Here is a 21,541-nt window from a genome sequence, read left to right on the forward strand (position 1 = left end):
GAAATTATGGTCAACATCCTAGCATACCTTCCTTAGCCACAAGCCCGCACCGACGTGAGACTTTTTCAATTCGGGAAGACATCCCGCAAATGCAATGCAACACATCGGATGAGCACAAAGGCAGGTTGCGATCCATACTATAAAAACGAAAACCAATTCCAAAAACGATTTTTCTTCGCCAGCTTTTGGCGCATCTTACAAGGAACAGGCTCATGGCAACGTCCGTATCGGCTCCGGCCAAACGTGCTAAGAAAACCAAAGCCGCTGCTGCTGCCAGCAGCACCGCAACCGGGCAGGTTCAGTCCCTGACGCGTGGCCTTAAGTTGCTGGAATATATTGCCGAAGCTCAGGGCAGTGTAGCGCTGACCGATCTCGCCCAGCAGGCAGGTTTACCCAACTCCACCACCCACCGCCTTCTCACCACCATGCAGCAGCAGGGGTTTGTTCGTCAGGTCGGCGATTTGGGCTTGTGGACCATTGGCTCGCATGCGTTTGTTGTCGGCAGCAGCTTCCTGCAGAGCCGCAATTTACTGGCCATGGTGCATCCGATGTTGCGCCGTCTGATGGAAGAATCCGGCGAAACGGTCAATCTGGCTGTGCTGGATCACAGTGATTATCAGGCGATCATCATCGATCAGGTGCAGTGTAATGCTCTGATGAGAATGTCCGCGCCGATTGGCGGAAAATTACCCATGCATGCGTCAGGTGCCGGCAAAGCGTTTCTTTCTACCCTGCCGGAAGAACGCCTGGCAAAACTGCTGCATAAAATTGGCCTGCACAGTTATACGCCGCTGACAAAAACGTCTCCGACAAACCTGAAACAAGAGCTGGCGGATACCCGTAAACGCGGTTATGCCTTTGATGATGAAGAACATGCGCTCGGGCTACGTTGTGTGGCGACCTGCATCTATGACGAGCATAACGACGCGTATGCGGCGATTTCCATTTCGGGCCCGGTTTCGCGTATCACCGATGATCGTGTGACGGAACTGGGTGCGCTGGTGATCCACGCGGCGAAAGAAATCACGCAGGCATACGGTGGCGGCAAACACTGAGAGAGGCGCTGAAACCCTGCCATCATCCGGCGGCGTTTCAGCATATTAACGCTGGCTAAAACGCCGGGAACGGCGATAAGCAAAAACATCTTCGACGTGCCCTTCACGGATACGCTGCTGCAAACCGCGCCAGTAACCGGCGTTAAACAGGTCGTCATGTAGCGTTTCAAAGATCTGACCGAGGCGTTTGTCGCTGCAAAGAAAATGCCGGAATTCTTCCGGGAAAACATCGCCCGGCGCAATGCTGTACCAGGGTTCGCTGGCCAGTTCATCTTCCGGGTAACGTGGGGCAGGAATATCGCGAAAATTAGCTTCAGTCATGTAGCAGATTTCATCGTAGTCATAAAACACCACACGGCCATGGCGGGTGACGCCGAAATTCTTAAACAACATGTCGCCGGGGAAGATATTCGCCGCGGCCAGTTGTTTGATTGCATTGCCGTATTCTTCAATCACGTCATAAAGCTGCGTATCACTGGCCTGTTCCAGATATATATTCAGCGGCGTCATGCGTCGTTCAATGTACAGATGCCGGAGCGCAATGCTGTCCCCCAGATCTTCGATTTTGGCAGGTACTTCGCGCTGTAGTTCAGCCATCAGTTCAGGGCTGATGTTTTTCTTCGGCAGAACAAAGTGCTCAAATTCCTGGGTATCGGCCATCCGCCCGACACGGTCATGCTCTTTCACCAACTGATAGCAGGCTTTGACCTGGGCTTCGGTCACTTCTTTCTGCGGCGCAAAATTATCTTTTATCACTTTGAACACGCGATCACTGCCCGGCAGGGTAAATACCAGCATGACCATACCTTTGACGCCTGGCGCAATAATAAAAGACTCGTCGGTTTGCGCCATAAAGTGCAGATGTTCACGGTAACATTCTGTTTTTGCATGCTTCTGACAACCGATAGCGCTGTACAGCTCTGCCGTGGTTTTGGCCGGTAATATCTCACGTAACCATTCAACCAGCGCGCCGGGTTGCGGGGCATACACCATAAAATACGAGCGGGCAAAGCCAAAGACGATGCTGGCATCGTCGCTTTCGGTAAGACAGGCATCAACGAATAACTGATTCTGATGACTGAGATGCACGGGTAATAACAAAGGGAAAACCTGCGCTCCTGCCCTGATTTTGCCGATTATCCACGCAGCTTTATTGCGATAAAAAATTTCGGTAGCAATCTCGATATCAGCATCCGCAAGCCACTCTGCGGGGAAGCGTTGCTGTAACGCCGTGGCGATATAATCTACATCACGGTTCGCATTCTCCCACGGCAAGCGCACCGGCAGGTCCTCAAGAACTTTTGCCAATGTGGCGACGAGCTTACCCTGAACCGGGCAGAGGCGTGACAAAGGACGGGCACAATGTTGCTCACGCCGGGAGGACTGCTCGCTGAAAATAAAAAGTTTGTCTGTTGTCAGATCACGATGTTTGAAAATCCGGCAATAAACTGAATTAAAGAAGCTTTCGGCGATTTCAGCCCGGGGATAATCAGGCAGTAATCCGGCGTAACATTCTTTTATGCGGATCAGAAATGCGGCATCATAAAAATGCTGGCCGGTAATGCATCTGAGCTGGGCGACAACCAGCCCGACATGATGGTCATACAAATGGATACGTTGCTTCATTGCCGCCTGTACCGCTGGCCAGTCGGCATTTTCAAAGCGCTGCTGCGCCCCCGATGTCACTTCGAGAAAGCGGCCGTACTGGGCGTCGAACCCCTGTAAAATAGTCTGCGCAATCAACAGCTCTATACGCATAGTGGCGACTCCCTGAGGAAAGAGACCCGGCTTTCACCAGGTCTGATGAACATCAGTGTGACGTCGGGGAAAACTGCTGTTCTTCGGTAGAGCCGGTGAGTGCGGTGACCGAGGAGCGACCGCCCTGAATAATGGTGGTGACTTTGTCGAAATAGCCGGTTCCGACTTCCTGCTGATGCGAAGCGAAGGTGTAGCCGCGGCCTATGGCTGCAAATTCCGGCTCCTGCACTTTATCCACGTAGTGCTTCATCCCCTCGCCCTGTGCATAAGCATGGGCAAGATCGAACATGTTGAACCACATGCTGTGAATGCCCGCCAGCGTAATGAACTGATACTGGTAACCCATCGCGGCCAACTGGTCCTGGAAACTGGCGATGGTTTTATCGTCGAGATTCTTCTTCCAGTTAAACGACGGCGAACAGTTATAGGCCAGCAATTTCCCCGGAAATTCGGCGTGAATCGCCTCGGCAAAACGCTGAGCCAGTTTCAGATCAGGTGTCGATGTTTCGCACCACACTACGTCGGCATAAGGTGCGTACGCCAGCCCGCGACTGATGGCCTGCTCAATACCGGCGTGCGTCCGGTAGAAACCTTCATGTGTTCTTTCGCCGGTAATAAACTGGCTGTCATACGGGTCGCAGTCTGACGTCAGTAAATCTGCCGCATCGGCATCGGTACGTGCCACAAGTAACGTCGGCACACCAAGAACATCAGCGGCAAGGCGCGCGGAGACCAGTTTCTGCACCGCTTCCTGGGTGGGTACCAGAACTTTGCCGCCCATATGCCCGCATTTCTTCACTGCGGCAAGCTGATCTTCAAAGTGAACCGCCGCAGCACCGGCCTCAATCATGGATTTCATCAGCTCAAAGGCATTGAGTACACCACCAAAACCGGCTTCAGCGTCGGCCACAATCGGCAGGAAATAGTCGGTGTAGCCCGGCTGCCCCGGCTCAATGTTATTGGCCCACTGGATCTGATCCGCGCGGCGGAAAGTGTTGTTAATCCTCGCCACCACTTCAGGTACCGAATTCACCGGATACAAAGACTGATCGGGGTACATACTGGAAGCCGTATTGGCATCTGCGGCAACCTGCCAGCCGGAAAGATAAATGGCTTCAATACCGGCTTTAGCCTGTTGCAGGGCCTGTCCGCCGGTCAGTGCGCCGAGACAATTCACATACCCTTTACGCGATGCACCGTGGAGTAAGTTCCACAGGCGGCTGGCTCCGTGCTGAGCCAGCGTACATTCGGGGTTTACTGACCCCCTCAGGCTAATCACTTCTGCCGCCGTGTAAGGCCGGGTGATATTTTTCCAGCGTGGCTGGCTCCAGGATTCTTCAAGCTGCTGAATTTGCTGAGTACGGGTTGTTTTCATGGCAAATGCTCCGGTCTTTTTATGTGTAGGGTAAGAAGGATCAGGCCAGCAGCTGATAGCCCGGCAGGGTCAGGAAATCGATTAATTCATCCTGTGTTGTGATTTTTTCCATCAGCGCCGCGGCCTGCGTGAAGCGGCCAGAGCTGAATCGCTGCTCGCCCAATTCCTGCTGAATGACCAGCATTTCTTCGTTCAGCATGCGGCGGAATAACGGCTTCGTGACGGGTTGCCCGTCATTAAGCGTTTTGCCGTGGTGGATCCATTGCCAGATCGATGTACGGGAGATTTCAGCCGTGGCAGCATCTTCCATTAACCCGTAAATCGGCACGCAGCCGTTGCCAGAAATCCAGGCTTCAATGTATTGCACAGCAACGCGAATATTGGCGCGCATGCCCTCTTCAGTACGCTCGCCGGAACAAGGTTCGAGCAACTGCTCTGCAGTAATTTCGACATCTTCTTCGCGCAGGACATCCAGCTGGTTTGAACGGCTGCCCAGTGCTTTATCGAAGACCTCAAGCACCGTGTCTGCCAGCCCCGGATGCGCAATCCAGGTACCATCATGTCCGTTATTCGCCTCAAGCTCTTTGTCTGTCCGGACTTTATTGAGCACCCATTCGTTACGCTTAACGTTTTTGCTTGGGATAAATGCCGCCATGCCGCCCATCGCAAATGCGCCACGGCGATGGCAGGTTTTAATCAGCAACCGGGAGTAAGCATTCAGAAAAGGCTGAGTCATGGTGACGGACTGACGGTCGGGTAATACACGGTCAGCATGACTCTTCAATGTTTTGATGTAGCTGAAGATGTAATCCCAGCGGCCACAATTGAGGCCGACGATGTGATCGCGCAGGTGGTAAAGGATTTCGTCCATCTGGAAAACCGCGGGCAGCGTTTCAATCAGCACCGTGGCTTTAATCGTACCACGTGGTAATTGCGCATAATCCTCGGCAAAACTGAAGACCTGGCTCCACCAGTCAGCTTCATGATAAGACTGCATTTTTGGCAGATAGAAATAAGGGCCGCTGCCTTTTGCCAGCAATGGGCGATAATTGTGGAAAAAATACAAAGCAAAATCGAACAACGAGCCGGGAAGAGATTCGCCCTGCCAGATCACATGCTTTTCAGGTAAATGCAGACCACGGACACGACAAACCAGAACTGCAGGATCGGGCTTGAGCTGATAAATCTTTCCGGATTCATTGGTGTAGCTGATAGTCCCGTTCACCGCATCGCGTAAGTTGATCTGCCCTTCGATAACTTTCTGCCAGTCCGGCGCAAGGGAATCCTCAAAGTCCGCCATAAAGACTTTCACATTGGCGTTAAGCGCATTGATCACCATTTTGCGTTCGACAGGGCCAGTGATTTCTACCCGACGATCCAGTAAATCGGCCGGAATGCCCCGAATCTTCCAGTCTGAATTTTTTATGGAATTCGTTTCCGAAATAAAATCAGGCAATACACCCTGATCTATCTTCTGCTGTACAGCAATACGATCGGCCAGTAAGCGATTACGCAGTGGGGTAAAACGGACAACCAGTTCGGATAAAAAATCAACGGCTTCTTCGGTCAGAATTTGCGCTTCGGTCTCACCAAAACGGCGCGTAAAACCAAGCTGACTGCGGGTAATTTGCTCTGACATCGCTTTTCTCCTGATTTATCTGCTTAATCTGCCAGACCGCCTCACTGAACAGATGTTGTTACGGTCGAAAACATACCCGAGATACGCTCATGTTCCTGCGACGACTTTTCTCTGGTTATTTATTGCCCGATAGATTTAAGCGTAATCAGTAATTTCATAAAATCAAAAACGATTTCCATTTTATTTTAAAATTGAAAAAAATTTATTTATAATCAATGAAATAAAAAATAATAACTTTTATATAAAATGGTAATCAATTTCGGTTTAACGAAAAATATGTTCAAAGGGAGTTGTTAAGAGAAAGGGATCACAAGGATAAAATGAGGAAGAGCAGACGACCGAAAAGATCGTCTGCCGTAGCAGGAGGAGGCTTTACTCGAGTGTCGGATTCATCTGACGCAGATCAAACGGCGTGATCTGATAAACATAGTAATTCAGCCAGTTAGTGAACAACAGATGTCCGTGGCTACGCCAGGTTGCCTTTGGTGCCAGCTCGGCGTTGTCCTGCGGGAAATAGTTGTAAGGCATCTCAGGCGACAAACCGGCGGCCACGTCACGCAGATACTCTCCGGCCAGCGTTCCTGCATCATATTCAGGGTGTCCGGTCACAAAAGCCATCCGCTTATCTTTTGTTGCAAAGAGATAGGCACCGGCTTCGTCAGATTCAGCGAAGATCTCCAGATCCGTATGCTGGCGGAGCACATTCGCCGGAAAATCTGCATAACGGGAGTGAGGTGCCAGAAAGCTTTCATCAAAGCCACGTGTCAGTAGGGCCAGCGGTTGCAGCGTCTGATGAGGATACACGCCCGAAAGCTTCGCTTCGCGGGTCATTTTAGGCAGTCCATAAAGCACATTTAGCGCAGCCTGAACCGCCCAGCAAACAAACAATGTTGACGTGACATGTTCTTTAGCCCAATGAATAACACGTTCGATTTCCGGCCAGTATGCTACGTCACAAAAGTCTACCAATCCTAAAGGCGCACCGGTAACAATCAGGCCGTCATAGTTGTCATGCTGAATGTCTTCAAAGTCACAATAGAAATTATTCAGATGCTCTGCGGGGGTATTTTTAGATTCACGACTGTCAATGCGCAGCAGTTGGACATCTATCTGCAGGGGAGAGTTAGAAAGCAGCCGCAAAAATTGATTTTCGGTCTCAATTTTCTTTGGCATCAGGTTGAGAACCAGCACCTTAAGAGGACGGATCTCCTGTGTTTTCGCACGTGATGACGTCATGACAAAGACGTTCTCATTGCGCAGGAAATTCACGGCTGGTAATTCATCTGGAACCCGGATCGGCATAACAACTTCCTCACTGCATCCATTTATACGTTTAGACTTCTAGATAGCCGAAGATAACGGGTTTTGATTAAGATGTCGAGCCTGCAAGCAGTAAGTGAAAATGTTTCAGCTTAAGTTATTAATTTAGATGTTCTGGTTATAAAGGAGAGCAGTTCAGGACGCAGGAGAAATAAAAACGGCAAGTTAAGTTGCGGATCCTGACGGTTTTAGGATAGATAATGTACAGAACATTTCAATTTCCGCATAGCCAAAAGCCCCGCACTTGCGTGCGGGGCTTTTGGCTTTATTTGATGCCTGGCAGTTCCCTACTCTCGCATGGGGAGACCCCACACTACCATCGGCGCTACGGCGTTTCACTTCTGAGTTCGGCATGGGGTCAGGTGGGACCACCGCGCTACTGCCGCCAGGCAAATTCTGTTTCATTCATACCGCGTCGTGTCATAATTTCTCATCACACGCCGCCATACGAACCAATACCGGAACAATTCGCTGAAAATCTACTCTCTCGAGTCTGTCTCTCAAATCAAAAACACCTTCGGTGTTGTAAGGTTAAGCCTCTCGGGTCATTAGTACTGGTTAGCTCAATGCATCGCTGCACTTACACACCCAGCCTATCAACGTCTTAGTCTTAAACGTCCCTTCAGGTGGCTTAAAGCCACAGGGAAGACTCATCTCGAGGCAAGTTTCGCGCTTAGATGCTTTCAGCGCTTATCTTTTCCGCATTTAGCTACCGGGCAATGCCATTGGCATGACAACCCGAACACCAGTGATGCGTCCACTCCGGTCCTCTCGTACTAGGAGCAGCCCCTCTCAATCTTCCAACGCCCACGGCAGATAGGGACCGAACTGTCTCACGACGTTCTAAACCCAGCTCGCGTACCACTTTAAATGGCGAACAGCCATACCCTTGGGACCTACTTCAGCCCCAGGATGTGATGAGCCGACATCGAGGTGCCAAACACCGCCGTCGATATGAACTCTTGGGCGGTATCAGCCTGTTATCCCCGGAGTACCTTTTATCCGTTGAGCGATGGCCCTTCCATTCAGAACCACCGGATCACTATGACCTACTTTCGTACCTGCTCGAGCCGTCACTCTCGCAGTCAAGCTAGCTTATGCCATTGCACTAACCTCACGATGTCCGACCGTGATTAGCTAACCTTCGTGCTCCTCCGTTACTCTTTAGGAGGAGACCGCCCCAGTCAAACTACCCACCAGACACTGTCCTCACCCCGGATTACGGGGCCGAGTTAGAACATCAAACATTAAAGGGTGGTATTTCAAGGTTGGCTCCACGCAGACTGGCGTCCACGCTTCAAAGCCTCCCACCTATCCTACACATCAAGGCTCAATGTTCAGTGTCAAGCTATAGTAAAGGTTCACGGGGTCTTTCCGTCTTGCCGCGGGTACACTGCATCTTCACAGCGAGTTCAATTTCACTGAGTCTCGGGTGGAGACAGCCTGGCCATCATTACGCCATTCGTGCAGGTCGGAACTTACCCGACAAGGAATTTCGCTACCTTAGGACCGTTATAGTTACGGCCGCCGTTTACCGGGGCTTCGATCAAGAGCTTCGCCTTGCGGCTGACCCCATCAATTAACCTTCCGGCACCGGGCAGGCGTCACACCGTATACGTCCACTTTCGTGTTTGCACAGTGCTGTGTTTTTATTAAACAGTTGCAGCCAGCTGGTATCTTCGACTGGCTTCAGCTCCGGGAGCAAGTCCCTTCACCTACGCGCCAGCGTGCCTTCTCCCGAAGTTACGGCACCATTTTGCCTAGTTCCTTCACCCGAGTTCTCTCAAGCGCCTGAGTATTCTCTACCTGACCACCTGTGTCGGTTTGGGGTACGATTTCGTGTTACCTGGAGCTTAGAGGCTTTTCCTGGAAGCATGGCATCAGCTACTTCACCACCGTAGTGGCTCGTTATCACGCCTCAGGGTTGATATGCAACCGGATTTACCAGGTCACACCCCCTACACGCTTGAACCGGGACAACCGTCGCCCGGCCAGCCTAGCCTTCTCCGTCCCCCCTTCGCAGTAACACCAAGTGCAGGAATATTAACCTGCTTCCCATCGACTACGCTTTTCAGCCTCGCCTTAGGGGTCGACTCACCCTGCCCCGATTAACGTTGGACAGGAACCCTTGGTCTTCCGGCGTGCGGGTTTTTCACCCGCATTATCGTTACTTATGTCAGCATTCGCACTTCTGATACCTCCAGCAGACCTCACAGTCCACCTTCGACGGCTTACAGAACGCTCCCCTACCCAACAACGCATAAGCGTCGCTGCCGCAGCTTCGGTGCATGGTTTAGCCCCGTTACATCTTCCGCGCAGGCCGACTCGACCAGTGAGCTATTACGCTTTCTTTAAATGATGGCTGCTTCTAAGCCAACATCCTGGCTGTCTATGCCTTCCCACATCGTTTCCCACTTAACCATGACTTTGGGACCTTAGCTGGCGGTCTGGGTTGTTTCCCTCTTCACGACGGACGTTAGCACCCGCCGTGTGTCTCCCGTGATAACATTCTTCGGTATTCGTAGTTTGCATCGAGTTGGTAAGCCGGGATGGCCCCCTAGTCGAAACAGTGCTCTACCCCCGAAGATGAGTTCACGAGGCGCTACCTAAATAGCTTTCGGGGAGAACCAGCTATCTCCCGGTTTGATTGGCCTTTCACCCCCAGCCACAAGTCATCCGCTAATTTTTCAACATTAGTCGGTTCGGTCCTCCAGTTAGTGTTACCCAACCTTCAACCTGCCCATGGCTAGATCACCGGGTTTCGGGTCTATACCTTGCAACTTGACGCCCAGTTAAGACTCGGTTTCCCTACGGCTCCCCTATTCGGTTAACCTTGCTACAAAATATAAGTCGCTGACCCATTATACAAAAGGTACGCAGTCACCCAACAAAGTAGGCTCCCACTGCTTGTACGTACACGGTTTCAGGTTCTATTTCACTCCCCTCGCCGGGGTTCTTTTCGCCTTTCCCTCACGGTACTGGTTCACTATCGGTCAGTCAGGAGTATTTAGCCTTGGAGGATGGTCCCCCCATATTCAGACAGGATGTCACGTGTCCCGCCCTACTCATCGAACTCACAGCCTGTGCATTTTTGTGTACGGGACTATCACCCTGTACCGTGCGACTTTCCAGACGCTTCCACTAACACACAAACTGATTCAGGTTCTGGGCTCTTCCCCGTTCGCTCGCCGCTACTGGGGGAATCTCGGTTGATTTCTTTTCCTCGGGGTACTTAGATGTTTCAGTTCCCCCGGTTCGCCTCATTACACTATGTATTCATGTAATGATAATGTGCCGGAGCACACTGGGTTTCCCCATTCGGGTATCGTCGGGTATAACGGTTCATATCACCTTACCGACGCTTTTCGCAGATTAGCACGCCCTTCATCGCCTCTGACTGCCTAGGCATCCACCGTGTACGCTTAGTCGCTTAACCTCACAACCCGAAGGTGTTTCCACCGTCGCATTGCGATTATTTGAGAGACTCTGTTACAGACTAATCCACCACTCAGTACTGCTACGGAGAGTGATGTTCAGCTGTAAACTTTCAATTTTCAGCTTGTTCCGGATTGTTAAAGAGCAATATCTTAAACACGACTCGTTAAAGTCATCTTTAAGTTATTTTCTGTTCATAAAGAACAGGTGATAATGTCTTTCACACATTATCGGAGTGGCGTCCCCAAGGGGATTCGAACCCCTGTTACAGCCGTGAAAGGGCAGTGTCCTAGGCCTCTAGACGATGGGGACACGAAAAATCCGTACCAGACCACATACATGGTTTGGCACTTTTCGTATCAGCGTAAGGTTACCCCTACCGCATCAACAGGTGCTCTTGCTCATTAATTTCATCAGACAATCTGTGTGGACACTGCACAATGCGTATCTTGAGGTAAGGAGGTGATCCAACCGCAGGTTCCCCTACGGTTACCTTGTTACGACTTCACCCCAGTCATGAATCACAAAGTGGTAAGCGCCCTCCCGAAGGTTAAGCTACCTACTTCTTTTGCAACCCACTCCCATGGTGTGACGGGCGGTGTGTACAAGGCCCGGGAACGTATTCACCGTAGCATTCTGATCTACGATTACTAGCGATTCCGACTTCATGGAGTCGAGTTGCAGACTCCAATCCGGACTACGACATACTTTATGAGGTCCGCTTGCTCTCGCGAGTTCGCTTCTCTTTGTATATGCCATTGTAGCACGTGTGTAGCCCTACTCGTAAGGGCCATGATGACTTGACGTCATCCCCACCTTCCTCCGGTTTATCACCGGCAGTCTCCTTTGAGTTCCCGACATTACTCGCTGGCAACAAAGGATAAGGGTTGCGCTCGTTGCGGGACTTAACCCAACATTTCACAACACGAGCTGACGACAGCCATGCAGCACCTGTCTCACGGTTCCCGAAGGCACTAAGCCATCTCTGGCGAATTCCGTGGATGTCAAGAGTAGGTAAGGTTCTTCGCGTTGCATCGAATTAAACCACATGCTCCACCGCTTGTGCGGGCCCCCGTCAATTCATTTGAGTTTTAACCTTGCGGCCGTACTCCCCAGGCGGTCGACTTAACGCGTTAGCTCCGGAAGCCACGCCTCAAGGGCACAACCTCCAAGTCGACATCGTTTACAGCGTGGACTACCAGGGTATCTAATCCTGTTTGCTCCCCACGCTTTCGCACCTGAGCGTCAGTCTTTGTCCAGGGGGCCGCCTTCGCCACCGGTATTCCTCCAGATCTCTACGCATTTCACCGCTACACCTGGAATTCTACCCCCCTCTACAAGACTCTAGCTTGCCAGTTTCAAATGCAGTTCCCACGTTAAGCGCGGGGATTTCACATCTGACTTAACAAACCGCCTGCGTGCGCTTTACGCCCAGTAATTCCGATTAACGCTTGCACCCTCCGTATTACCGCGGCTGCTGGCACGGAGTTAGCCGGTGCTTCTTCTGCGAGTAACGTCAATCACCACACGTATTAAGTGTGATGCCTTCCTCCTCGCTGAAAGTGCTTTACAACCCTAAGGCCTTCTTCACACACGCGGCATGGCTGCATCAGGCTTGCGCCCATTGTGCAATATTCCCCACTGCTGCCTCCCGTAGGAGTCTGGACCGTGTCTCAGTTCCAGTGTGGCTGGTCATCCTCTCAGACCAGCTAGGGATCGTCGCCTAGGTGAGCCATTACCTCACCTACTAGCTAATCCCATCTGGGCACATCCGATGGCGTGAGGTCCGAAGATCCCCCACTTTGCTCTTTCGAGGTCATGCGGTATTAGCTACCGTTTCCAGTAGTTATCCCCCTCCATCAGGCAGTTTCCCAGACATTACTCACCCGTCCGCCGCTCGCCGGCAAAGTAGCAAGCTACTTCCCGCTGCCGCTCGACTTGCATGTGTTAGGCCTGCCGCCAGCGTTCAATCTGAGCCATGATCAAACTCTTCAATTAAAAGTTCGATTTGCTTCAACAAGTGAAGCGATGCTCAGAGATTACTTCGTAATAATTCAACTAAATGAATTACTGCTTGGTCACTCTAAGACTTGATATTTTTTGCCACCGAGGTGGCTGATATCGTCTTGTGAGTGCCCACACAGATTGTCTGATAAATTGTTAAAGAGCAGTGAGTTACGCGCTTTCGCTTGCTAACTCGAGGTGGCGTATATTACGCTTTCCTCATTCAGTGTCAACCGTTTATTTCACCCGGTCATCACTGTTTTTAATCTTTCCGACCCGGTCACTTCGTGATGTTGTTCACGTTGTTCCCTGTCGATGGAGCGGCATTATAGGGAGTTCTCAGCAGGCCGCAAGGGCTAATTTTAAGAAAAAACACCGTTTGCTGCATTACACAGCAAACACACCGCTTATACCGTGTTTTGCACAGATTTATCCACAGAGCTGCAGGAATCTCAAATTTTGCGAGCGTCGCGCAATCGTTTTCGCTACAATTTCGCGCGTCAGTTTTCACCGCCCTTTAGGGGTAATAAATGAAAAGTCAGTCGCCGAAGGGAAGTTATCCGAGCTCAATACCGCGTTTTTCTGTAAATGGCTCTATATAAAGAGAAGAAAAGCGTCATTGAATTCAGATAACGCTCTTTACTGCGACTCCAAAGCCAAGGATATAACCACCATGCAACAATCTCGTCCAATCCGCCGCGCTCTGCTCAGTGTTTCTGACAAAGCCGGTATCGTAGAATTCGCCCAGGCCCTGTCTTCGCGTGGCGTTGAATTACTTTCCACTGGCGGAACCGCCAGCCTGTTAGCTAAAGCCGGCCTGCCAGTCACAGAAGTGTCTGACTACACCGGTTTTCCGGAAATGATGGATGGACGCGTCAAAACCCTGCACCCGAAAGTTCATGGTGGGATCCTTGGCCGCCGCGGGAAAGATGATGAAATCATGGCGCAGCATTCTATTGCGCCAATCGACATGGTGGTCGTTAACCTTTATCCGTTCGCACAAACGGTCGCGCGTCCGGATTGTTCACTGGAAGATGCGGTAGAAAACATTGATATCGGCGGCCCGACCATGGTTCGCTCGGCAGCGAAGAATCATAAAGATGTGGCGATCGTAGTTAAGAGCAGCGACTACGCGTCCGTCATTGAAGAAATGGATGCTAACAGTAGCTCGCTGACGCTGGCGACCCGTTTCAACCTGGCGATTAAAGCTTTCGAACATACCGCCTCTTACGATGGCATGATTGCGAACTACTTTGGCACGATGGTTCCGGCTTATCACGGTGATACTGAATCTGCTTCCGGCCAGTTCCCGCGTACGCTGAATCTCAGCTATATAAAGAAACAAGATATGCGTTATGGCGAGAACAGCCATCAGAATGCTGCCTTCTATATAGAAGAAAACGTCAGCGAGGCGTCTGTTGCCACCTCTACCCAACTTCAGGGTAAAGCTCTTTCTTATAACAACATTGCAGATACTGATGCGGCTCTGGAATGTGTGAAAGAATTTGCGGAGCCCGCCTGCGTCATCGTCAAGCATGCCAACCCGTGCGGTGTGGCCATCGGCGACAGCATTCTGGCCGCTTACGAGCGCGCCTACCAGACTGACCCGACGTCAGCTTTCGGCGGCATTATTGCCTTCAACCGTGAACTGGATGCCGAAACGGCAAAAGCCATCATCAGCCGTCAGTTTGTAGAAGTGATCATCGCGCCGACCGTAAGTGCCGAAGCGCTGGCACTGACCGCGGCCAAACAAAACGTTCGTGTACTGACCTGCGGACAATGGCAAGATCGCCAGACAGCGCTCGACTTCAAACGTGTCAATGGTGGCCTGCTGGTTCAGGATCGCGACTTGGGTATGGTTGATACCGCTGATCTGCGCGTGGTTTCCGAGCGCCAGCCAACGGAGCAGGAACTGACAGACGCGCTGTTCTGCTGGAAAGTGGCAAAATTCGTGAAATCCAACGCCATTGTTTATGCGCGTGACAAAATGACCATTGGTATAGGGGCTGGCCAGATGAGCCGCGTTTACTCCGCCAAAATTGCCGGAATCAAAGCCGCAGACGAAGGTCTGGAAGTGGCGGGCTCCGTGATGGCTTCTGATGCTTTCTTCCCGTTCCGCGACGGTATTGATGCTGCGGCAACCGTGGGTATTACCTGCGTGATCCAGCCTGGCGGCTCTATCCGTGACGACGAAGTTATCGCTGCGGCTAACGAACACGGCATTGCTATGCTCTTCACCGACATGCGCCACTTCCGTCATTAATTTTCTTTTGGCGGGTGCGATGCGCCCGCTCATCCGGAGACTTCGAATGAATATTTTAATTATCGGTAATGGCGGGCGTGAACATGCACTGGCATGGAAGGCATCGCAATCACCTCTGGCTGATAAAGTCTTTGTGGCACCTGGCAACGCCGGCACCGCGCTGGAGCCACTGCTGGAAAATGTTGATATAGCCGCCACCGACATCGCCGGTTTGCTGGCTTTTGCCCAAAGTAATGATATTGGCCTGACCATTGTTGGCCCTGAAGCGCCGCTGGTGATTGGCGTGGTCGATGCTTTCCGCGCAGCAGGACTGAAAATCTTTGGCCCGACGCAGGAAGCTGCGCAGCTTGAAGGCTCTAAGGCATTCACTAAAGATTTTCTGGCTCGCCATAACATCCCAAGTGCCGATTATCAGAACTTCACCGAAATCGAACCCGCTCTGGCTTATCTGCGCAGCAAGGGGGCACCGATTGTTATCAAAGCTGACGGGCTGGCCGCTGGCAAAGGTGTCATTGTGGCAATGACCCTGAAAGAAGCCGAAGATGCCGTTCATGATATGCTGGCGGGAAATGCTTTCGGCGATGCAGGCCATCGCATTGTTATCGAGGAATTCCTTGAGGGCGAAGAAGCGAGTTTCATCGTCATGGTCGACGGCACCCATGTGTTACCGATGGCGACCAGTCAGGATCACAAACGCGTAGGTGACGGCGACAGCGGTCCGAACACGGGGGGTATGGGAGCCTATTCTCCGGCGCCGGTCGTAACCGATGAAATCCATCAGCGCGTGATGGATCAGGTCATCTGGCCGACCATTCGCGGTATGGCGGCGGAAAATAACACTTATACCGGTTTCCTGTATGCCGGTCTGATGATTTCAGCCGACGGCCAGCCGAAAGTGATCGAGTTCAACTGCCGTTTCGGCGATCCGGAGACTCAGCCGATCATGTTACGTCTGCGTTCTGATCTTGTGGATTTATGCCTGGCTGGTGCTGAAGGTCGTCTGGGTGATAAAACCTCCGAGTGGGATCCGCGTCCGTCGCTGGGTGTTGTGCTCGCAGCCGGTGGCTACCCTGCTGATTATAAAACCGGAGACGTTATTCATGGTCTGCCGCTGGAAGAAGCACCGGACGGTAAAGTGTTCCATGCGGGTACCCGTTTGCAGGATGAACGTGTGGTCACTCATGGCGGTCGCGTGTTGTGTGTGACGGCATTGGGTAAAACGGTGGAAGCAGCCCAGACACGCGCTTATGATTTAGCGAAAGATATTCATTGGGAAGGCAGCTTCTGCCGCAAAGACATCGGTTATCGCGCCATCGACCGCGAACGTAATCAGTAATTACAGCTCACCCGACGATCAAAAAGGCACGCTTCGGCGTGCCTTTTCAATAGTGAAAACGGGATCAGAGATCTGACTCTTTCGGTTCCCATTTACAAAAATCTTCATTGGCGACCAGTAACAGTTCGTTGCCTTGCGGGGCCGTCAGCCAGGCTAAGCCCAGATTATCGTTACTGCGACTGGCCCGTTTCGCCAGCCAGACCTGTGAACGGACAGTCAGTGTCGGCGTGACTTGTTCACCTGCGCAGGTCGTTATTAATCCTTTGCGCCAGCGGGCCTGAACCAGCCGGACATTTCCTGCCTGCAGCGCATTGCTCAGGTCGAGGGTTTTTGACGCTTCATATTTATAGCGTTCAATTTCGTCTGAAGATAATTTCTCCCGACGCTCTGGAAGCTGTCTCTGCATAAAACTGACGTTGCCGCCCTCGTCAAAACGCAGCATGACGCCCAAATCAGTTTTGGTCGCATGGGTTTCTTTAATCAGGTGCAATTGCCCTTGCTGGAATTCGTAGCGGGTAATAATCGTATCGCCGCCATAATAGGGGCTATAGACGTTGAGAATGGTTTGTGGCTCGTGCTGTGCGCTGTCTTCGCGCCAGAGCCGGTTGATGCCTTGATCAGCGACATAGCCACTGGCAAAGAATAACTCAGGATCTTTTTTAGAACTGCAACCCACCAGACCGAGCACCAGTAAACCTGCTACCAGTCCGGGGGTGATAAACTGAAGGGGCTGAAAGGCCCCCCCGCTTATTCTTTTCACTGCAAGCAATTACTTAACAGCGTCTTTCAGAGCTTTACCAGAAACGAACGCAGGCACGTTTGCAGCTGCGATTTTGATTTCTTTACCAGTCTGTGGGTTACGACCAGTACGCTCGTTACGATGATTTACCTTGAAAGTCCCGAAACCAACCAATTGTACAGCATCACCTTCTTTCAGAGACTCGGTAATAGCAGACAGAGTAGATTCAAGAGCAACTTTGGCCTGTGCTTTGGAAAGATCAGCTTTGTCCGCAATTACATCAATCAGTTGAGTCTTGTTCATAAGTTATCCTTTACAGTGTGTTTATCGTTTGCAAAGCATCGAGTGCGACGGATATGCCGATTGACAGCACCCTCCTGCATACACGCACCGATAGCCACTTTTTTTACGCCCCCCAAATGTAGACCAGACAGGGTGCGGATGTGAAGCCTTAAGGCACGACAAATCAGGCGTTAAATCACGTTTTCTTGCCTTATTGCGCTAAATTTATGCCAATGTTACTGACAGCGGCTTCACGCAGGTCAGAACGTAACCCTTTTATTAATTCCAGGTCACGCTCCTCACAGTCAGCCAACAGGCGAAAAATCTCCCATTGGATGTCCCATTCCTCTTCAACGGCGGGAATGACTTTGAGTTCCTCATCGGTCATTTCTTTACCGGCCTGAGTCATTTCCAGCATCGCGACAGTACGAATTGACGTTTCACTGACGGCAACCGCGTGAGACAGCGTTTCGCCGCTCAGACGCGAATGAATCAGTTCGCCTAATGCAATGCACGCATCGATGGCCGGATAAACCCCATAGATGTCGTAATCATCGGAAGAAGGCACCGCTTCCTCCAGTTTTTCGAGCTGTGAGTCAAAATTGACCTTGGCGTCTTTTACCACCAGCGTTTCCCAGATTAAATCCAGAATGCGGCGGTAAAGCTGTGCTTCGCCAAACCCGGTTTCCAGGCAAAATGCCTGATAGTTCGGGTACATGCGTTCACACAAACTCGCCATAAACGTCACGTGTTGCCAGCTTTCCAGCTTTTCGAGACGTAAATGAATTGGATTACGTAACATGAGTTGATCTCGTTAACTTTTCTGCGCGGGAGTTTACCTGAAATAAATCAATATCCCTATTCCTTGATTCCTAAAGATCATCACTCAACCGTTGCCAGCGTTGAAACGCCGCCCGGTTTGACGCCACGGCATCCGCCCAACGGGTCGGTTCCGGCAGACGATATTGTCTTATGCACTGTTCTACCCAATAAAGCGATGAATCCATGCTGATACGATTACCGGGTGAGATGAATAATGGATTGCAGCGTAGCTTGCTGCGCCATACCCAGCCAATCTGTTCATCCCCTTCGTACAACGCCTGACGACTGTGTAGTTCATCACCTAATGGCAGGAACCGACCACACAGACGACTTTTCGCCACACCAATTGTCGGCACGTCGATCATCAGGCCAAAGTGACTGGCAACACCGAGACGGCGCGGGTGCGCAATCCCCTGCCCGTCGACGAAAACCAGATCAGGATGCGATGAGAGTTGCTGCCAGGCTTGCAGCAGCGCGGGAAGTTCGCGGAAGGAAAGGAAACCGGGAATGTACGGCATGACAGTGGGAATGCGGGCAATCTGATATTCCACCAGTTCCAGCGTTGGGTAGCGCAAAACAGCTACCGCCGCGCGTGTCACCTCGCCGCCTTGTTCGAAACCGACATCCACTCCCGCGATCAATGTGGGGGTGATAAATCCTGGGGGATCCTGCAGTTCGATCTGATCTGCGAGGATCCGTTGTTCTTCACGTAAAGCTCGGGTATCGATCATACCTGGATTTTACTCGTGATATTGCCGGGACAGGCTATGAACCGCTTCTACGAAGGCGCCCGCATTTTCCGGCGGGACATCCTGATGAATGCCGTGACCCAGATTGAACACATGACCATTGCCTTTGCCGAAACCGGCCAGAATGGTCTCCACTTCCTGTTCTATACGCACCGGCGAGGCATACAACATTGAAGGATCCATGTTGCCCTGAATCGCGACTTTGTCACCCACGCGGCGGCGCGCATCGGCGATATCGGTGGTCCAGTCCAGACCCAGCGCGTCACAGCCCGTCGCGGCCATCGCTTCCAGCCACTGACCGCCGCCTTTGGTAAACAGAGTCACCGGGACACGACGTCCTTCGTTTTCACGGATCAGGCCATCAACGATTTTGTGCATATAGTTCAGGGAAAATTCGCGGTAATCGCGAGGGGACAGCACGCCGCCCCAGGTGTCAAAAATCATCACCGACTGCGCGCCCGCTTTAATCTGAGCATTCAGATAAAGAATGACACTGTCTGCCACTTTATCGAGCAACAGATGAAAAGTTGACGGGTCGGCATACATCATCTTTTTGATTTTGGTGAAAGCCTTGCTGCTGCCACCTTCTACCATATACGTCGCCAGCGTCCACGGGCTGCCGGAGAAACCGATAAGCGGCACTTCACCTTTCAGATTTTTACGGATAGTACGCACGGCGTTCATGACATACCCGAGTTCCATTTCAGGATCGGGAACCGGCAGTTTTTCGACATCGGCACGATTCGTCAATGGCGAGGAAAAACGCGGCCCTTCACCGGCTTCAAAATACAGCCCAAGCCCCATCGCATCAGGAATGGTCAGGATGTCGGAGAACAGGATCGCCGCATCCAGCGGATAGCGACGAAGCGGCTGCAAAGTCACTTCACAGGCCAGCTCGGCATTCTTGCACAGCGACATAAAATCACCGGCTTCAGCGCGGGTTTCTTTGTACTCCGGCAAATAACGACCTGCCTGACGCATCATCCAGACCGGCGTAATGTCCACCGGCTGACGTAACAAAGCACGCAGGTAACGGTCGTTTTTCAACTCATTCATTCTTGCTCTTTCCTTCAGTATTCGGGCCGCCCGACAATCATATGACAGCATTCTAGCACGTAAAACTGCCTCTACTCTTCGTGTTCAGCACGACAAAGGACAACGGTGTCTTCAATCAGACGGCGCGCAATCGTCCCCGGAGGCGGCAACTGCGGCAATGCATCAAAGCGATACCAGCTCGCGTTAAGCAACTCTTTCGGGTCATGCTGTATGTCGCCGCTGTCGTAATCCGCCATAAATGCCATCATCAGCGAATTGGGGAATGGCCAGGGCTGTGAACTGACGTAACGGACATTTTTCACGCGAATGTTACTTTCTTCCATCACTTCGCGTGCCACAGTTTCTTCCAGGGTTTCTCCGACTTCCACGAAACCCGCCAGCACCGTATGAATACCATTACGATGGCGGACGTGCTGCGCCAGCAAAATCTCATCACCCTTACGGATAGCCACAATGATGCAGGGCGCAATCTGCGGATAATAGCGTTCATGACAGTGCCCGCAGAGTGCCGCCCACTCGGTTTTGCTGACGTGCATTTCATGTCCGCAGTAACCGCAGAACTGATGAGATCGGTAAAATTCTGACAGCTGTACCCCACGCCCGACCAGCTGGAATAATCCGCGATCCTGATCCAGCAACTGACGGGCGGAAAACATATGGTTTGGCATCGCCTGGCGAACCAGCCAGACAGGTTCACCCTGCCATTCGCCGATCTGACGCGCCGTTTTACCGGTCAGAGAAAATTGTGCAGCGCTGCCAAATGGCAATTCGCCCTCAGGCAGCCACAGCTTGCCTTCCTGGCTGATGACCCACCAGCCATTGTGTTGCTCAGTAATCTGTAATTCCATAATTGTTGTTGCATAACCTCGTCGGGACTGACAATCTGAGTAAGAAATTCACATATTAGTAACTTTTGGTTACCTTTTTTGTCGCTCACGGAGTCAACCATGCTAAATCGTCTGGAAAGACTGACCCAACGCGTTGGTGGCAGTAATGAGTTAGTGGATCAATGGCTGCACGCACGTAAAGAGCTGCTGGTTTCGTACTGCACTTTGGTCGGCCTGAAACCCAATAAAGAAAAACATACCCCTCTGAATGAAAAAGCGTTGGATAACTTTTGCCATAACCTGGTGGACTATCTGTCTGCCGGTCATTTCCATCTGTATCAGCGGCTCATTGATGAAGTCGAAGGTGCGAACAGCCCGATAAAATTGCAGGCTGCGAAAATATACCCTGCACTGGAGCTGAATACTGAAGCTATCATGGCTTTCCATGATAGTTACACTGAAAATGATATTGATGATGACAATGCTTTTGCATTTCATTATGCATTATCCGATATAGGTGAAGCGTTAGATGCCCGTTTTCAGCTGGAAGATCAATTGATTACTCTGGCGTTTGATCGCAGCAGTCACGAAGAAAAGCCGCCTGCGAATGAAGAACATCTCGCCAGACCGGTTTAACGCTTTGCCACATTGAAATCCTGCTAAGGGTTGTAGTTTTAGTTGTAGTTTTAAAAATGGCCTCCTATATTGAGGCTTCTTGTCGGAGTGCCTAGCGCATAATCTTCTCATGGAGATTACGCCAGGCTGAGACCGTTAATTCGGGATCCGCGGAACCTGATCGGGTTAGTACCCGCGAAGGGAACAAGAGTAATGTTATGCGTTCAGCGCAATCTGGCATCTGCCTGCATAAGGCCGCCTGTGCT

General features: G+C 51.4%; 14 protein-coding genes, 1 tRNA gene, 3 rRNA genes and 1 riboswitch. Of the genes, 4 read left to right on the forward strand and 14 right to left on the reverse strand.

Annotation, left to right across the window (positions count from 1 at the left end; translation table 11 throughout):
- The first annotated feature begins 212 nt into the window (after positions 1–212).
- Positions 213–1,055 carry a glyoxylate bypass operon transcriptional repressor IclR gene (iclR, locus tag RAHAQ2_RS20290; protein WP_015699019.1) on the forward strand — a complete coding sequence of 281 codons (843 nt, stop codon included), beginning with the start codon at positions 213–215 and terminating at the stop codon, positions 1,053–1,055.
- 45 nt (positions 1,056–1,100) lie between these two features.
- Here iclR and aceK read toward each other — a convergent pair whose 3' ends face one another.
- The 8 genes from aceK to RAHAQ2_RS20330 all read right to left on the reverse strand — a co-directional run bounded on the left by aceK (position 1,101) and on the right by RAHAQ2_RS20330 (position 12,580).
- Positions 1,101–2,813: a bifunctional isocitrate dehydrogenase kinase/phosphatase gene (gene aceK / locus RAHAQ2_RS20295; protein ID WP_015699020.1), complete on the reverse strand. Its 1,713-nt coding sequence runs from the start codon at positions 2,811–2,813 to the stop codon at positions 1,101–1,103.
- 52 nt (positions 2,814–2,865) lie between these two features.
- Positions 2,866–4,188 (reverse strand): isocitrate lyase, encoded by a 1,323-nt coding sequence (aceA, locus tag RAHAQ2_RS20300; RefSeq protein WP_015699021.1) that lies wholly within the window; start codon positions 4,186–4,188, stop codon positions 2,866–2,868.
- A 40-nt stretch (positions 4,189–4,228) separates the two neighbouring features.
- Complete coding sequence (aceB, locus tag RAHAQ2_RS20305; RefSeq protein ID WP_015699022.1) at positions 4,229–5,827, reverse strand: malate synthase A; 1,599 nt, start codon at positions 5,825–5,827, stop codon at positions 4,229–4,231.
- 372 nt (positions 5,828–6,199) lie between these two features.
- On the reverse strand, positions 6,200–7,129 hold the full coding sequence (gene metA / locus RAHAQ2_RS20310; protein WP_015699023.1) for a homoserine O-acetyltransferase MetA: 930 nt from the start codon (positions 7,127–7,129) through the stop codon (positions 6,200–6,202).
- Positions 7,130–7,421: 292 nt separating this feature from the next.
- Positions 7,422–7,537 (reverse strand): 5S ribosomal RNA (gene rrf / locus RAHAQ2_RS20315).
- A gap of 137 nt (positions 7,538–7,674) precedes the next feature.
- Positions 7,675–10,583, reverse strand: a 23S ribosomal RNA gene (locus RAHAQ2_RS20320).
- 235 nt (positions 10,584–10,818) lie between these two features.
- A tRNA-Glu gene (locus RAHAQ2_RS20325) sits at positions 10,819–10,894 on the reverse strand.
- Positions 10,895–11,037: 143 nt separating this feature from the next.
- Positions 11,038–12,580: ribosomal RNA gene (locus tag RAHAQ2_RS20330) — 16S ribosomal RNA — on the reverse strand.
- Together the 16S, 23S and 5S rRNA genes with 1 tRNA gene alongside form the textbook arrangement of a ribosomal RNA operon.
- Before the next feature lie 679 nt (positions 12,581–13,259).
- Here RAHAQ2_RS20330 and purH point away from each other — a divergent pair.
- Positions 13,260–14,849 (forward strand): bifunctional phosphoribosylaminoimidazolecarboxamide formyltransferase/IMP cyclohydrolase, encoded by a 1,590-nt coding sequence (gene purH, locus RAHAQ2_RS20335; RefSeq protein WP_015699024.1) that lies wholly within the window; start codon positions 13,260–13,262, stop codon positions 14,847–14,849.
- A gap of 46 nt (positions 14,850–14,895) precedes the next feature.
- Entirely contained in the window at positions 14,896–16,185 is a 1,290-nt protein-coding gene (purD, locus tag RAHAQ2_RS20340) for a phosphoribosylamine--glycine ligase (protein WP_015699025.1), read from the forward strand.
- 64 nt (positions 16,186–16,249) lie between these two features.
- On the opposite strand, the gene RAHAQ2_RS20345 is transcribed toward purD, so the two are convergent.
- The 6 genes from RAHAQ2_RS20345 to nudC form a co-directional block, all read right to left on the reverse strand.
- Positions 16,250–16,936 carry a DUF1481 domain-containing protein gene (locus RAHAQ2_RS20345; RefSeq protein ID WP_231572452.1) on the reverse strand — a complete coding sequence of 229 codons (687 nt, stop codon included), beginning with the start codon at positions 16,934–16,936 and terminating at the stop codon, positions 16,250–16,252.
- A gap of 18 nt (positions 16,937–16,954) precedes the next feature.
- On the reverse strand, positions 16,955–17,227 hold the full coding sequence (gene hupA / locus RAHAQ2_RS20350; protein WP_013577396.1) for a nucleoid-associated protein HU-alpha: 273 nt from the start codon (positions 17,225–17,227) through the stop codon (positions 16,955–16,957).
- A 190-nt stretch (positions 17,228–17,417) separates the two neighbouring features.
- Entirely contained in the window at positions 17,418–18,008 is a 591-nt protein-coding gene (locus RAHAQ2_RS20355; RefSeq protein ID WP_015699027.1) for a YjaG family protein, read from the reverse strand.
- 70 nt (positions 18,009–18,078) lie between these two features.
- Complete coding sequence (gene nfi, locus RAHAQ2_RS20360) at positions 18,079–18,759, reverse strand: deoxyribonuclease V (protein WP_015699028.1); 681 nt, start codon at positions 18,757–18,759, stop codon at positions 18,079–18,081.
- A gap of 9 nt (positions 18,760–18,768) precedes the next feature.
- A complete protein-coding gene (gene hemE / locus RAHAQ2_RS20365) occupies positions 18,769–19,833 on the reverse strand; it encodes a uroporphyrinogen decarboxylase (protein WP_015699029.1) in 1,065 nt (354 codons plus the stop codon).
- Between the two features lie 71 nt (positions 19,834–19,904).
- Complete coding sequence (gene nudC / locus RAHAQ2_RS20370; protein ID WP_015699030.1) at positions 19,905–20,681, reverse strand: NAD(+) diphosphatase; 777 nt, start codon at positions 20,679–20,681, stop codon at positions 19,905–19,907.
- Between the two features lie 99 nt (positions 20,682–20,780).
- Here nudC and RAHAQ2_RS20375 point away from each other — a divergent pair, with 99 nt between their 5' ends.
- Positions 20,781–21,296, forward strand: a complete 516-nt coding sequence (locus RAHAQ2_RS20375) for an Rsd/AlgQ family anti-sigma factor (RefSeq protein WP_015699031.1) — start codon at positions 20,781–20,783, stop codon at positions 21,294–21,296.
- A 73-nt stretch (positions 21,297–21,369) separates the two neighbouring features.
- A riboswitch (TPP riboswitch) is annotated at positions 21,370–21,496 on the forward strand.
- Positions 21,497–21,541 lie beyond the last annotated feature (45 nt).

The sequence above is a fragment of the Rahnella aquatilis CIP 78.65 = ATCC 33071 genome, assembly GCF_000241955.1.
In the GTDB taxonomy this organism is placed as follows: domain Bacteria; phylum Pseudomonadota; class Gammaproteobacteria; order Enterobacterales; family Enterobacteriaceae; genus Rahnella; species Rahnella aquatilis.

What these genes read in the sequence shown, in the direction of transcription:
- aceB (WP_015699022.1), bottom strand. Translation starts at nt 5,827, where the DNA reads ATGTCAGAGCAAATTACCCGCAGTCAGCTTGGTTTTACGCGCCGTTTT.
- hupA (WP_013577396.1), bottom strand. Translation starts at nt 17,227, where the DNA reads ATGAACAAGACTCAACTGATTGATGTAATTGCGGACAAAGCTGATCTT.
- aceA (WP_015699021.1), bottom strand. Translation starts at nt 4,188, where the DNA reads ATGAAAACAACCCGTACTCAGCAAATTCAGCAGCTTGAAGAATCCTGG.
- purH (WP_015699024.1), top strand. Translation starts at nt 13,260, where the DNA reads ATGCAACAATCTCGTCCAATCCGCCGCGCTCTGCTCAGTGTTTCTGAC.
- iclR (WP_015699019.1), top strand. Translation starts at nt 213, where the DNA reads ATGGCAACGTCCGTATCGGCTCCGGCCAAACGTGCTAAGAAAACCAAA.
- RAHAQ2_RS20355 (WP_015699027.1), bottom strand. Translation starts at nt 18,008, where the DNA reads ATGTTACGTAATCCAATTCATTTACGTCTCGAAAAGCTGGAAAGCTGG.
- hemE (WP_015699029.1), bottom strand. Translation starts at nt 19,833, where the DNA reads ATGAATGAGTTGAAAAACGACCGTTACCTGCGTGCTTTGTTACGTCAG.
- nudC (WP_015699030.1), bottom strand. Translation starts at nt 20,681, where the DNA reads ATGGAATTACAGATTACTGAGCAACACAATGGCTGGTGGGTCATCAGC.
- metA (WP_015699023.1), bottom strand. Translation starts at nt 7,129, where the DNA reads ATGCCGATCCGGGTTCCAGATGAATTACCAGCCGTGAATTTCCTGCGC.
- RAHAQ2_RS20375 (WP_015699031.1), top strand. Translation starts at nt 20,781, where the DNA reads ATGCTAAATCGTCTGGAAAGACTGACCCAACGCGTTGGTGGCAGTAAT.
- purD (WP_015699025.1), top strand. Translation starts at nt 14,896, where the DNA reads ATGAATATTTTAATTATCGGTAATGGCGGGCGTGAACATGCACTGGCA.
- aceK (WP_015699020.1), bottom strand. Translation starts at nt 2,813, where the DNA reads ATGCGTATAGAGCTGTTGATTGCGCAGACTATTTTACAGGGGTTCGAC.
- nfi (WP_015699028.1), bottom strand. Translation starts at nt 18,759, where the DNA reads ATGATCGATACCCGAGCTTTACGTGAAGAACAACGGATCCTCGCAGAT.